Raw genomic sequence first — 12,529 nt, forward strand, 5'->3', positions numbered from 1 at the left:
TATGACTGTCGCATCGCGTCGCCCGTTCCCGCCGACCCGCAAAGCGATTCCGCCGGAGGCCACAGCCACTCGCGAACTGCTCAAGTATGTGCCCCAGATGCCGTTGGAGGAACGGGATCGCCGCTGGGACCGGCTGCGCAAACGCATGATCATGGCCGATGTCGAAGCGTTGGTGTTTCTCGGCAACGACATCTACTGGGGTATGGGGATGGCCAATATCCGGTATGTGTTCCAGGTCGACTCCGTCATCGGTGCGGACGGTTTGTTCTGTCTTGATGGCGAGCCGGTCGTATGGAACACCCTGCCGCATATGAACCGGCCCACCAGCCATTACCTGTCGATTCAGGAATGGATCAGCGATATCCGCGACCGGGGTGGCATGGCGGCCATCGCGGATGAACTGCGGGCCCGTGGCCTCGATCGCGGCAGGATCGGGTTGGTCAGTTTTTCCTCCAGTGTGCAAACCACCCCTACGCTGCTGCACCGCGACATGCTCGATCTGCAACGCCTGCTGCCGAACGTCAGCTGGGTGGACGCCAACCACCTGCTGCAGGAAATGCGCATGGTCAAGAGCGAGGCCGAGATCGACATGCTGCGCGCCGCAGGTCAGATCGCCCGGCTCACCGTTGATGCGATGGTCAGCGCCGCCCGTCCCGGGGTGCCCGATGCCGTCGTATACGCCGACATGATCCGCACCCAGATCGCCCACGGCGGTGACCCGAACATCTTCAACCTCTTCGCCGCCGGGCCGGTCGAGCACGACCCGAACGAACTGTGGCACCTCTTGCATGGCTGCGATCAACCACTGACCCCCACCATGCGGCCACTGGAGGACGGTGACCTCATCGTCGCCGAATGGCACACCAAATACGGCGGCTACCGATGCCACACCGAATACACGGTCTACGTCGGGCAACGCGCCCCAGCCCAGCTACAGCGGCTGTGGGATGTCGCTGTCGAATGTCTCGAAGCCAGCCGCACGGCATTGACCGCCGGACGCACCATCCGCGAAGCACTCGCCATCCTGCGTGAACCCGCCCGCAAGGCCCAACTCGACTGGGTGGAGCTCGGCTTCCACGCCATGGGCTTGGCATCGCCGGAATTCCCGACCGTCGTATACGAGGACGGCTTCGGCAACAAGACGTTGAACGGCCACAACATCGGCGACATCGTCCTCGAAACCGGCATGACATTCGGTAACAACGTCGACCTCCACGACACGACCTGGAAGCCGGACGTCGGTGTCGTGCTGTCGGACTTCATGGTCGTCCGGCCCCAGCAAGCCGAATGCCTGGTGAACACCCCCCGCGAACTCGCGCAGACCGGCTGAGAGCCAGGACGGAGCCCGAACAATGAAAGCGATCAACCCCGACCCGGACTCGCTGAGCATCGGCTATTTCTTCCCCGCCGGGCAAACCAATCACGTCTGGTCCGACGAGGCCGCTCGCCGGACGCCACGGATGAACCGCCACAACCTGCTTGCCCTCGCTCAGGCGGCCGAGGACGCCGGCTTCGACTCGCTGTTCATCGCGGACAACTGGTCAGGCCACCAGCGCGCGGCCGAGCGTGGCGGCCACCAGGCGCCTGCCTTCCACGCACCGCTGCTGGCCATGGGTATTTTCGCGGTCACGGACCACATCGGCGTCATCACCACCTTGCACACCACGCACCACCGGCCCGCGCACGTTGCCCGCATGGGTGCCACGCTCGACGCCTTCAGCGACGGCCGTTGGGGCTGGAACGCGGTGACCGGACACGCCGAGCCGGAGGCGGCGCTGTTCGGCGAACCCTTCATCGAACACGACGAGCGATACGCGATGGCGGCCGAATTCGTCGACATCGTGCAACAACTGTGGCGCAAAGACGACCCCATCGAGGTCGTCGGCAAGTACTACCGCGCCCAGGGGCGGATCAAGGCACCGCGTCCGGTGCAGCAGCCCCGGCCGCTCATCGTCAGCGCCGGGGCGTCCACGGCCGGCGCCACCTTCGCCGCCGACTGGTGCGATGCCCTCGTCACCCTTGCCCGCACTGAGGACGACGTGCGTTCCTTGGACGACAGGCTGCAAAACCTCCTCGGGAACAACGGCCGCACGGTCACCAGCTGGCCGTTCGCGATCTGCATCGTGCGCGACGGCGACGGTGAAGCCCAGGAGGAATACGAGCATCTCCTGCGTTCGCTCAACGCCGACGCGGCGTGGGAGATCGCCGGGGACATCCTGGGCTCCATCGAAACCGCACAGGCGATGTTCGACCGGCTCGGGCGCGACGAAGCCGTGCGCGCGATCGGATCCGGCAGTGCGATGCTGCGGCTGATCGGCACCCCGGATCAGGTGGCCGGGCAACTCATCTCGCTCAAGCGCAACACCGGTGCCGGCGGTGTACTCATCAACTTCCCCCTCTGGAGCCCGCGCGAGCTCCGCAACTTCGGCGCTGTGCTGCGCCGGCTCGAAGAGGCCGGCGTACGCACACCACCCGCCGCGCGCAACTACAGCTGGTAGGCCGACGAGCCCAACGATCGTCGGCTTTTCGAGGGCAATTCAACGGAGAATTGGGAGTGTCGATGTCTGAACATGTGGTTTCGGCAGGGCCGCGTGTTGCGGTGTCGAGTCTCACGAAGACGTTTCCCGGCACGGTGGCTTTGCGTGATGTGGATCTGGAGATTCGTGCCGGGGAGATCCACGCGCTGGTGGGAGGAAACGGGTCGGGGAAGTCGACCTTGATCAAGATCTTGTCCGGCGTTTACCAGGGTGATCCGGGCGGGGTCGTCCGGATCGGCGATGTGGTGGTCGATGCGGAGTCGATGACTCCGGAGGTGGCCCGGGGTGCCGGGGTGCACGTGGTGCATCAGGACTTGGGGATTTTTCTTGATCTGTCGGTCGCGGAGAACATGGCTCTGGGATCCGAATACGACCGGCACAAGGTGGGCGCCATCGACTGGCGGGCGCTCAATCAGCGCACCAGGGATCTCATCAAGCGATTCGAGATCGATGCGCGCCCGTCCACGCTGCTCCGCGAACTCAGCCAGGGCGCGCGAACCCAGGTGGCGATCGCACGGGCCCTTCAGCTTCAGGGTGAGGATCCCGGCGGGCTGCTGATCCTGGATGAGCCGACCGCATCGCTGCCGGAGCACGAGGTGTCGCTGTTGCTGGATCAGTTGCGGCGGTATGCCTCGAATGGCCAGGCGATTCTTTATGTGAGTCATCGCCTGGATGAGATCATCGCCATCTCGGACAAGGTCTCGGCGTTGCGCGATGGGGTGCTGGTGGGCACGTTCGACACCTCGGACCTGGACGAGAACGGCCTGATCCAGTTGATCCTCGGAAAGAGCCTCGAGACCACCACGCTCGAAAAGCGTCCACCCGGGAACGTGGTACTCGGCGCGGACAGGGTGGCGGTCGGCCCCCTGCGTGAGGTGAGTTTCGACATCCGCGAGGGTGAGGTCGTCGGGATCGCTGGGCTTCTGGGCTCGGGGCGTTCGGAGTTGCTTCGCTGCATTTTCGGCGATATTCCGGCGCGAAGGGGCTCGCTGAGACTTGATGGACGAGAATTTCGACCACGCGAGGCGAAGGACGCTATTCGAGCGGGGATCGCGCTGGTCCCGGAAAACCGGGTGCAAGAGGCCGCGTTCCTGGATCACCCGATCGCCGACAACATCGCCATTCCGGCTATTTCCCGATATTGGCGCCGCGGACGCATCTCGCGCCGGGACATCGACCGAGCAGGCGCTGCCGGCATGAAGAAGTTCCTCGTCAAGGCGACCAATGAACGTGCACATCTGGCCACTCTGTCCGGCGGCAACCAGCAGAAGGTCGTGCTGGCGCGCTGGCTGAGCCTGCGGCCGCGGCTGCTGCTGCTCGACGAACCCACCCAAGGTGTGGATGTCGGTGCCCGCTCGGAGATCTACCAGCTCATCAGGCGCGCCACCACCGACGGGGCCGCGGCGCTGGTCGTCGCCTCCGATTTCGAGGAACTGGCCCAGGTATGTGACCGGGTCCTGGTGCTACGACGCGGCGAGCTTGCCTGCGAGCTGACCGGTGACGACGTCAACGCCCACAAGATTACCCAAATGACCCATCGGATTGGTGACACCGAATGAAGGACATTCCTGCAGCCTCCGAGCTGACGAACCCCGAGAGGGACACGGTCGAAGAGCCGGCACCCACCCGATTCCAACGGCGGAGCACCGGTGACGGGCGCGTGATGCGTCTGCTGGAGCAGTTCGGCCTTCCGCTCCTGTTGGTGGCCATGATCGTCGTGTTTGCGGTCAACCCGACCACCGGCGCGGTTTTCTCCAGCGAGGCGAACATCAACAACATCCTGGGAAACCAGGCCGTGACCGCGCTGGTCGCGCTCGCCATGGTCGTTCCTCTGGTAGCCGGCTACTTCGACCTCTCGGTCAGTGCCGTGACCGGGTTGTCCAACATCGCGGTCGCCGCCATCATCGGCCCCTACGGCCTGCCGATCCCCGTCGGCATCGTGATCGGCCTGGTGATCGGCGCGCTCATCGGCTTCCTGAACGGGTTCCTGGTGGCGAAAGTCCGCCTCAACGGGTTCGTGGTCACCCTCGGCACCTACACCTTTCTCCTCGGTGTCATCGCCTACTACACCCACGGCGCACTCATCACCTCCGGCATCCCGCCGTCATTCGGGGACTGGACCTCCGAAACCACGCTCGGCGTGCCGCGCCCGTTCATCCTGCTCGTCATCGTCGCCGCCATCATCTGGTACGTCCTCGCGCACCTGCCCTACGGGCGACGACTGGCCAGCATCGGGTCGAATGAGGACGCCGCCCGCCTGGTCGGGATCAACACGACCCGCGTCATCTGGACCAGCTTCGTCATCTCCGGCGTCCTCGCCGCCGCTGCCGGCGCACTGCAAACCTCTCGCGGCGGCGCGGGCGACCCGACCATCGGATCCGCCTACCTGTTCCCCGCCCTCGCCGCGGTCTTCCTCGGTGCCACTGCCATCAAACCCGGGCACTACAACGTCTGGGGAACCATCGTCGGCGTCTACTTCCTCGCCACCAGCGTCAGCGGCCTCTCGCTCCTCGGTGCCGATGTCTGGGTTCAACCCGTCTTCGACGGCATCGCCCTCGTCCTCGCCGTCGCCCTCTCCACCCTCATCGCCCGGCGTCGAGAACGCAACGCAGCCAAAACCGCCCTGCCCCAATGACATGACAGCGGAGGAAAGATGTACCTGCTCGCAAAAATGAGAAGACGTGCCCCGATCGGGTCAGCGCTGGTGGTCGGGACGCTCGTGCTCGCCGGCTGCGGTGGTGGTAGTTCGGCTTCCGCGCCGACGTCAATCGCCCCGGTGGACGCGAACAAGGTCTACGTCGAGGGCGTTCCTTCCCTCGCCGAGCTGTACAAGTCCACCGAGGGCTCGCCCCCGACCTCAGGACCGAAAACCCAGCCGGGCAAGAACGTCGTCTATGTGTCATGTGGACAGTCCGCCCAGGGATGCTCGGGCCCCGCCAATGAGATGGCGAACGCCGCCAAAGTCGTCGGCTGGAACTTCAAGATCATCGACGGTGCCCTCAACGTGAACAATGGGTGGGCCGTGGGCGTCCGGCAGGCGATAGCCGCGAAGCCGGACGCCATCGTGATCGGGATGGGGTGTGCCGATGTCAAGCAGCCGTTGCTGGAGGCGAAGGCGGCCGGAATCCCGGTCGTCGGCATGTACAGCCTGGATTGCAGCGATCCCAAGAACGACGGTGGTCCCGGCGAGTCGCTGTTGACGGAGATTCAGTACACCGAGACGGCGAAAACGACCGGACAGTTCTGGAAGGATTGGGGCCGGATCCAGGCCGCGTACGTGATCGACGCGACCGAAGGCAAGGCCAATATCCTTCGCACCAACTACGAACCTGTGCAAGGGGAATACCTGAAGGAAGGCCAGGACGAGGTCTTCGCCAAGTGCCCTGGATGCAAGATCGTGGGCGAAGTCAACTGGAGCGCAGCCGACTCGACCGCCGGTGGCCCGCTGGAACAGAAGTTCCGCACCCTGCTCGTGCAGCACCCCGACGCGAACGCGGCGATCACGAACTGGGATGCCATCGCGACCTCCTCCGGCATCTCGAAGGCGATCAAGGATGCCGGCCGCGCCAAGTCGATGGTCTCCACCGCCGGCTTCGGTTATGCGGCTGCGCTGCAGTTGGTCGAGCAGAACGGCGGCCTCACCGCGGACCTGGGAAATGACAGTAAGTGGGCGGCCTGGGCAGGTGTCGACACCCTCAACCGGGTGTTCCACGGCGAGCCCGCTGTGCCCCAGGGCATCGGTTTCCGGCTGATCGACAAGGACCACAACATGGCCCCCGGCGGTCAGGACTACCAGACGCCGGTCGACTACCAGAGCGTCTACAAGAAGTCATGGGGAGTCACAAGTTAGAGCCCGTTTCCCGCCACCGAAGCCCGGCGCGAGTTGAGCGTTTTGTGTGCGCGAGTTGAGCGTTGGGTGTGCGCGAGTTGAGCGTTGCGTGCGGCGGGAAGGTTCAACTCGCGCGGCGGGAACGCTCAACTCGCGGGGCGGGAAGGTTCAACTCGCGGGGCGGTGTTTGTCTCGGACCCGCCACCCGACTCATAGCGAATGGAAGAATCCACATGGGCGTGAAATCAGCGATAGAAGCCGACCACACGGACCCCACCGTGGTGCTGAACAAGTTCTACGACGCGGAGATGCGTTACATCGCGGCCGGCGGCGCCCGGGAGGGCGCCGACTTCGGTGAGATGGCTTCGTGTCTTCATCCCGAAGTCGTCATGCATCAGGGACCGTCGGTACCCTTTCCTGGCGACTGGACCGGGATCAACGAGGTGGAGCGATTCTTCGCCGTGTTGTCCGAAACCTGGATCGCCATGGACATAACGAACGTCAAGTACTTCCTCGGTGACGACGGTGTAGCCGTCAGCATGCGCGGAATACTCACGTCAAGGGCGACGGGTTTGACGCTCGACACCAAAGTCGGGCAGTTCCTTATTTTCAGCGACGGCCTGATCCGCGACTGGACCGTCTTTTACCAGGATCCCGTCCGGGTCGGCCAGGTTTGTGGCATTTGAGACCAGCCGCCAGATAGGCGAGCGGTCGAGTAGAACGTGAACAGGGCCTCTGCTCGTGATCAAGATCTGGAGTCGAGATCACGAACAGAGGCCCTGCCCATTATCGGCATCAACGAAAGCCTCAGAGCGTCGACAAATCCGTGTCGTGCTCGTCGACGACGTACATGTACATCTGATCCCGGTCGAACAGCCTCGCCTCATCTTCGACCACCATGGCGCGGAAATCCGCCGGCATCGGCTCGACGAAGAAGGACTTGTACCACGTCTCGTCACACCAGATCTCGACGATCACGTCGAAGCCGGATTCACGAACCTCACCGGTGACCGGAGGCGCGATCGGCTTCAAGTAACGGCGGACCCAGCGCTGGACGCCCGGCTTCCCGAGGTAATCGTTGAACAGTGGGCAGTGGTGATTCTCGTAGTGGTCACGGAACTCTTCATCTGAGATGCCGTCCTTTTTCTTGAACAGGCCGACTACTTTGATCACGCGCTCGAATCCTTTCGTGTGCGGCGTACGGCACGTTCCCGGCTCACCATGAGTAGTTGCGGTCTTCCGGCGGAGACCAGACACCGGCGTCGCGAAGCCGGTCGAGGACGGGCCGGAAGTCGAGCACCTCGCGCGGGTTCCAGAGCGGGAAATTGATGAGAATGTTGGTGGTCGCAGTGTGCCGTTTCATGGCGATCAGCTGCTCGGCGACTTGGTCGGCGGTGCCGAGGAACTTGAGGATTCCGCGCCCGCTGCCCCAAGCACGGGCGGCCTGTTCTTTCGTCATGCCCTCGAACAGCGCCTCGATCGACTTGATGTCGCCGAGGATGTCGGCGGTCAGTTCGACCGTTGCGTCGTAGTCGAGCGTCTGGCACAGCCGTTCGTACTCCTCTTCCGCCTCGCCTTCGTGCTCGCGCACGATGGCGATGGCGAACGGCGAGACGCCGAGCGCCTCAGCGCGACCGACCGCCTTCGTGATCGGCTCGACGCGCTGCTCGGTCTCGTGCACCTTCTCCACGCTGTTGCCTGCGACGACCAGCATGTCGCAGTGCTGCGCGGCAAATGTCATGCCTGCGGGCGACGCGCCTGCGCTGACCAGGAGTGGGTACGGCTTCTGTACCGGCCGCGGCGCCTTGATCCGGCCGCGTAGCCGGTAGTACTTGCCGTCGACCTCAATAGGTTCGTCTTCGGTCCACAGCCGCTTGACGATCTCGACGAATTCACCCGCCATGGCGTAGCGCTCGTCGTGCTCGATGAGCACCTCCTCACCGAACAACCGCGCCTCGGGGTCGCCAAAGCCGGTGACGACGTTCCAGCCCCACCGTCCCTCGCTGAAGGCGTCAAGCGTCGCGCCCATGCGGGCGATGTGCGCGGGCTTGTGATGCGTCGTGTGGAAGGTGGTGATGACGCCGATGTGCTCGGTGACCGCGAACAGTCCCATCGCAAGCATCGGGGCGTGGTACTTCGGTGACTGGTGCCCCCCGCGCTCGGCGGCGCGCTGGTGCCCGGACCAGGTATCGGCGATGAACAGGGAGTCGAAGCCCGTGGCCTCCGCTGCCTGCGCCATGTCGCAAAATACTCGGCGGCTGAGCGGTGGCGTCGTCCGCGCCGCCTCGGCGGACCAGATGTGATCCGTCTGCCCGGTCGGGAAAAAATAGCCGAAACTCAGCTCATCGGGGTTCTCGCGGCGCATCTTCATGGTTGTCCCCTTCTCGGCGCGCATACGTTCTCAGTGCGGCGCGCCTTGGTGCATATTCGCCCGCGGACCCCGACGACGCCAGCAGCGTTTCGTTGTGCAGAACGCACCACGGCTGGAAAGCCAGGCGAAGTAGCTTCGGCGTTCGGGGAGGTAGATCGGTGCGACTGACCGGCATCACCATGATCAATCCGAGGAGTGAAACCGATGAGTTCGAATCAAGCGCGAGAAGCCGGCTGCACGGACCATATCGCCGTGTTGGACAGGTTTTATGACGCCGAGATGCGGTATGTCGCGGCCGGAGGCGCGCCACGAGGGGCCGGTTTCGATGAAATGGCTGCCTGTTTTCATCCTGAGGCCGTTATGCGTCAGGGCCCATCCGCACCATTTCCCGGCGAGTGGAAAGGGATCCAGGAAGTCGAGCGATTCTTCGCGGTGTTGTCGGAAACCTGGGTTTCCGCCGAGGGTTTGACTGTGCGGTACTTTGCGGGCGATGACGGAGTGGCCGTCAGCATGCGGGTGCACCTGACTTCACGGGCGACCGGGCGAACAGTTGATTCCCACCTCGCCCAGTTCATCACGTTCGACGGTGGCTTGATCCGCGATTTCACCGTTTTCTATCTGGATCCAGTGCGGTTGCGCGAAGCGTGCGGCCTGCCAGGCGTGCGCTCGAGCCTTCCCTGATCAGAACTGAAGCTCGCCGCCGTCGACGTCCAGGTTCGTGCCGAGGATGAAGCTGCTCTCGGCGGAGGCGAGGAAGGCCACTGCGGCGGCCACCTCCTCGGGGCGCCCCAGCCGGCCGAGGGGCACTCCCGCGGCGAGTTCCGTCTTGAAGGCCGCCGCTCGCTCCTCGCCGACGGTCAGATCGATTGCGGGAGTGTCGATCGCGCCCGGTGAGACCGTGTTGACCCGGATACCCCGGCCCTTCAGTTCGTTGGCCCACGTTCGCGCGAGCGACCGGATTGCGGCCTTCGACGCCGAGTACAGGCCGAAGTTCTCCCAGCCGTCGGCGGCGCGGATCGAGGCATTCAATATCACCGACCCGCCCTCGTTGAACAAGGGCAACGCCTTCTGCACGGTCATCCAGGTGCCCCGGACGTTGATGCCGAATGTCTGCTCGTACTGCTCTTCGGTCGCCTGTTCGAGCGGCGCGAACGAGCCGACGCCCGCGTTGGCGAACAGCACGTCCAGTCCTTGGCCGCGAGCACGGACCATGTCGTACAGCCGGTCCAGATCGGCAGGTTCCGCGATGTCACCCGGTACTGCGGTGGCCGAGGGGCCGATGGATGCGGCGGCCGCGTCCAGTTCGGCCTTACGCCGGCCCGTCAGGAAGACCGACGCGCCCTCGGCCGCCAGGCGCGCCGCGGCGGCCAGGCCGATCCCGCTGGCGGCGCCGGTGACGACAGCGATCTTGCCTTCGAGTATCCCCACGTTCCGAACTCCTTCACCTTCTGTGTCGATCGGTCCGAAGTGGACCGTAGCGTACTTTTCAACCGATCGGTACTGAAAGGGTTGGATTCGGCCGGCCGTTTGTTCGACACAGCAGAAAGTGTCTGTTCCGAAGGTCGATCTGCGACCAAAGTGCCGTTATGACCTCTGCCAAAACCCCCGTGCGGCTCCAGGCGGTGGCCGCCCCGGGCCAGCCTGAGGTGACGCCGGCTCTGCAGTCGCTCTACCAGAGCTTCGAGCAGGAGCTGGTCGTACCGCTGTGGACCGAGATCGGCGACCTCATGCCGGTGCACCCGCGCTCCCGTGCGGTGCCCCACGTGTGGCGGTGGGACCACTTGCGGCGGCTCGCGGCGCGAGCCGGTGAGCTGGTGCCGGTGGGACGCGGAGGCGAGCGGCGGGCTATCGCGCTGGCCAATCCTTCGCTCGGTGGGCGCCCTTTCGCGACACCCACCCTGTGGGCGGCGATCCAGTACCTCCTGCCTGGCGAGGACGCCCCGACGCATCGGCACACCCAGCATGCCTTCCGGTTCGTCGTCGAAGGCCAAGGTGTGTGGACGGTCGTGGGTGGCGACCCGGTGCCCATGAACCGTGGCGACTTCCTGCCGCAGGCAGGCTGGAACTGGCACGCCCACCACAACGCCACCAAGGAGCCGATGGCGTGGATCGACGGCTTGGACATCCCGTTCCAGTACGCCGGCGAAACGCAGTTCTTCGAATTCGGTCGCGACGAGATCTCCGAGGCCGAGCGGGCGACCCCCAAGCGGTCACGCTCCGAGCGGCTTTGGGCCCATCCCGGCCTGCGCCCTGTCTCCGTCGTCGCCGGCCCTGCCGGATCCCCGCTGTTCGCCTACAAATGGGAGCACACCGACCGTGCGCTCGCCGATCAGCTGGCCTTGGACCGCGAGGGATTCCCGGGGGCCGTCGAGCCCGGGCACGCCGCCGTCCGCTACACCAATCCGATGACCGGAGCCGACGTGCTGCCGACGATCCGAGCCGAGATGCATCGGGTGGCGCGGGGCCGGGAGACGGTGCCGGTGCGCGAGACCGGTTCGTCTGTCTACCAGGTCTTCGACGGCGCAGGCTCCGTGACGGTTGGCGAGCACACCTGGAGCGTCACGCGGGGCGACCTGTTCGTCGTCCCGTCCTGGCAGCCGTTCTCGGTGCGCTCGGAATCCGGCACCACCGACTCCGACTCCGGTGCCTTGGACCTGTTCCGCTTCTCCGACGCACCGATCTTCGAGGCGCTGCGGCTCGACCGCGTCGCCACCGAAGAAGCCGCCCGATGAGGCTCGCCACGGTTCGCACGCGTCGGTGCACTGCTCGAGCCGACGGTGCGAGGGGTCCGGTGCGCCACCGAGGACCAGGCAGCCGCCGCAGGAGCAACTGCCGGGCTGCGGCGGCGCGCGACCCAGTTCCTCAGGTCTTGCTCGCTGATCGTCTCGACGAGGGCGGGATGGGCGCTGGCGATATGCTCGCGGATCATGCCGACCACTGTGTCATCGCTGTCGGCTCCGGCTATGAACCCCGGTGGGTCACGGTGGCGGATCCAGATTTGCGGGACGCTCGCCAGTGAGTGCGATGGGCGGCGCGCGTGGTTCGTGCTCACGTGCGGGGTGGCCGGGGTGCTGACCGCCGCCGGGATAGGCGGATGCGGCTGTGACAGGCTCGGCCCGTCGGCGGGACTGACGGAAGGGGCCTCGACGGTGTGGACCGATTTGTGGCACATACAGATACCGTGGCTGGAGAAGGTGCTGCGCACCGTGCTCGTCTACGGCGGGCTTGCGCTGTTGCTGCGTCTGGGTGGCAAACGCGACCTGGCTCAGCTCAACAGCTTCGACCTGGTCGTGATGCTGCTGCTGTCCAATGTCGTGCAAAACGCGGTGATCGGTAACGACAACAGCCTGTCGGGTGGTCTGGTCGGCGCCGCCGTCCTGGTCGCGATCAACGCCGGGGTGGTGCGCGTGAGTAACCGCCACCCGCGCCTGACCCAGATCTTCGAAGGTTCCCCCACCGTCCTGGTTCGAGACGGCCGCCCGGTCGCCGGTGCGCTGCATCGGCTTGGGCTCCGCCGCGCCGATGTGGTCGCCGTCTTCCGCCAACAAGGCGCCGACAACATCAGCGAGATCAAGGAAGCCACCCTCAGTCCGGGTGGAACCATCGTCGTCACCCTCAATGAGGAATCCCGCGACGTCACCATCCGCGACCTGCGTGCGGAGAATGCGCGACTGATCGAACAACTCCGGGCCGAGTTCTCGCACGCCCTTGCCGGCAAACCAACCGACCCCGCCAGCCACGCCGCTGACCCCCGATCCGAGCCGGACGACGGAGCGTCACCGCGCACTTGAT

Annotated in this window: 12 protein-coding genes; 9 read left to right on the top strand and 3 right to left on the bottom strand. The window is 65.2% G+C overall.

From position 1 onward, the window contains the following. Position 1 precedes the first annotated feature (1 nt). The 6 genes from GKO32_RS13315 to GKO32_RS13340 all read left to right on the top strand — a co-directional run bounded on the left by GKO32_RS13315 (position 2) and on the right by GKO32_RS13340 (position 7,052). On the top strand, positions 2–1,330 hold the full coding sequence (locus GKO32_RS13315) for a M24 family metallopeptidase (protein WP_154757149.1): 1,329 nt from the start codon (positions 2–4) through the stop codon (positions 1,328–1,330). A 22-nt stretch (positions 1,331–1,352) separates the two neighbouring features. Then, positions 1,353–2,498 carry an LLM class flavin-dependent oxidoreductase gene (locus tag GKO32_RS13320; protein ID WP_154757150.1) on the top strand — a complete coding sequence of 382 codons (1,146 nt, stop codon included), beginning with the start codon at positions 1,353–1,355 and terminating at the stop codon, positions 2,496–2,498. Between the two features lie 62 nt (positions 2,499–2,560). Then, positions 2,561–4,096, top strand: coding sequence for a sugar ABC transporter ATP-binding protein (locus GKO32_RS13325; protein ID WP_154757151.1), 1,536 nt, complete (start codon positions 2,561–2,563; stop codon positions 4,094–4,096). Between the two features lie 104 nt (positions 4,097–4,200). Further along, positions 4,201–5,172: an ABC transporter permease gene (locus GKO32_RS13330; protein ID WP_246243646.1), complete on the top strand. Its 972-nt coding sequence runs from the start codon at positions 4,201–4,203 to the stop codon at positions 5,170–5,172. A gap of 36 nt (positions 5,173–5,208) precedes the next feature. Continuing rightward, a complete protein-coding gene (locus GKO32_RS13335; protein ID WP_166459529.1) occupies positions 5,209–6,387 on the top strand; it encodes a sugar ABC transporter substrate-binding protein in 1,179 nt (392 codons plus the stop codon). 212 nt (positions 6,388–6,599) lie between these two features. Then, on the top strand, positions 6,600–7,052 hold the full coding sequence (locus GKO32_RS13340; RefSeq protein WP_154757154.1) for a nuclear transport factor 2 family protein: 453 nt from the start codon (positions 6,600–6,602) through the stop codon (positions 7,050–7,052). Positions 7,053–7,173: 121 nt separating this feature from the next. Here GKO32_RS13340 and GKO32_RS13345 read toward each other — a convergent pair whose 3' ends face one another. Continuing rightward, complete coding sequence (locus GKO32_RS13345) at positions 7,174–7,539, bottom strand: EthD domain-containing protein (RefSeq protein ID WP_154757155.1); 366 nt, start codon at positions 7,537–7,539, stop codon at positions 7,174–7,176. A 43-nt stretch (positions 7,540–7,582) separates the two neighbouring features. After that, a complete protein-coding gene (locus tag GKO32_RS13350; RefSeq protein WP_154757156.1) occupies positions 7,583–8,737 on the bottom strand; it encodes an LLM class flavin-dependent oxidoreductase in 1,155 nt (384 codons plus the stop codon). Positions 8,738–8,989: 252 nt separating this feature from the next. Between GKO32_RS13350 and GKO32_RS13355 the strand changes: the two genes are divergently transcribed. Further along, positions 8,990–9,418: a nuclear transport factor 2 family protein gene (locus GKO32_RS13355; RefSeq protein WP_166459531.1), complete on the top strand. Its 429-nt coding sequence runs from the start codon at positions 8,990–8,992 to the stop codon at positions 9,416–9,418. On the opposite strand, the gene GKO32_RS13360 is transcribed toward GKO32_RS13355, so the two are convergent. Further along, entirely contained in the window at positions 9,419–10,165 is a 747-nt protein-coding gene (locus GKO32_RS13360) for an SDR family NAD(P)-dependent oxidoreductase (protein WP_312867858.1), read from the bottom strand. It lies immediately after the preceding gene. 158 nt (positions 10,166–10,323) lie between these two features. On the opposite strand from GKO32_RS13360, the gene GKO32_RS13365 reads away from it, so the two are divergent. Both GKO32_RS13365 and GKO32_RS13370 read left to right on the top strand, forming a co-directional pair. Beyond that, the gene (locus GKO32_RS13365; RefSeq protein ID WP_154757158.1) at positions 10,324–11,469 is read left to right on the top strand and encodes a cupin domain-containing protein; all 1,146 of its coding nucleotides are present in this window, start codon (positions 10,324–10,326) and stop codon (positions 11,467–11,469) included. 336 nt (positions 11,470–11,805) lie between these two features. After that, positions 11,806–12,528, top strand: a complete 723-nt coding sequence (locus tag GKO32_RS13370; RefSeq protein WP_312867859.1) for a DUF421 domain-containing protein — start codon at positions 11,806–11,808, stop codon at positions 12,526–12,528. Position 12,529: the final 1 nt, after the last annotated feature.

Source organism: Amycolatopsis pithecellobii (assembly GCF_009707865.1).
In the GTDB taxonomy this organism is placed as follows: Bacteria; Actinomycetota; Actinomycetes; order Mycobacteriales; family Pseudonocardiaceae; genus Amycolatopsis_E; species Amycolatopsis_E pithecellobii.

Bases quoted from the DNA above. Each gene is read 5' to 3' on its own strand.
- GKO32_RS13320 (WP_154757150.1), top strand. From the start codon at position 1,353: ATGAAAGCGATCAACCCCGACCCGGACTCGCTGAGCATCGGCTATTTC.
- GKO32_RS13350 (WP_154757156.1), bottom strand. From the start codon at position 8,737: ATGAAGATGCGCCGCGAGAACCCCGATGAGCTGAGTTTCGGCTATTTT.
- GKO32_RS13330 (WP_246243646.1), top strand. From the start codon at position 4,201: ATGCGTCTGCTGGAGCAGTTCGGCCTTCCGCTCCTGTTGGTGGCCATG.
- GKO32_RS13365 (WP_154757158.1), top strand. From the start codon at position 10,324: ATGACCTCTGCCAAAACCCCCGTGCGGCTCCAGGCGGTGGCCGCCCCG.
- GKO32_RS13340 (WP_154757154.1), top strand. From the start codon at position 6,600: ATGGGCGTGAAATCAGCGATAGAAGCCGACCACACGGACCCCACCGTG.
- GKO32_RS13315 (WP_154757149.1), top strand. From the start codon at position 2: ATGACTGTCGCATCGCGTCGCCCGTTCCCGCCGACCCGCAAAGCGATT.
- GKO32_RS13335 (WP_166459529.1), top strand. From the start codon at position 5,209: ATGAGAAGACGTGCCCCGATCGGGTCAGCGCTGGTGGTCGGGACGCTC.
- GKO32_RS13325 (WP_154757151.1), top strand. From the start codon at position 2,561: ATGTCTGAACATGTGGTTTCGGCAGGGCCGCGTGTTGCGGTGTCGAGT.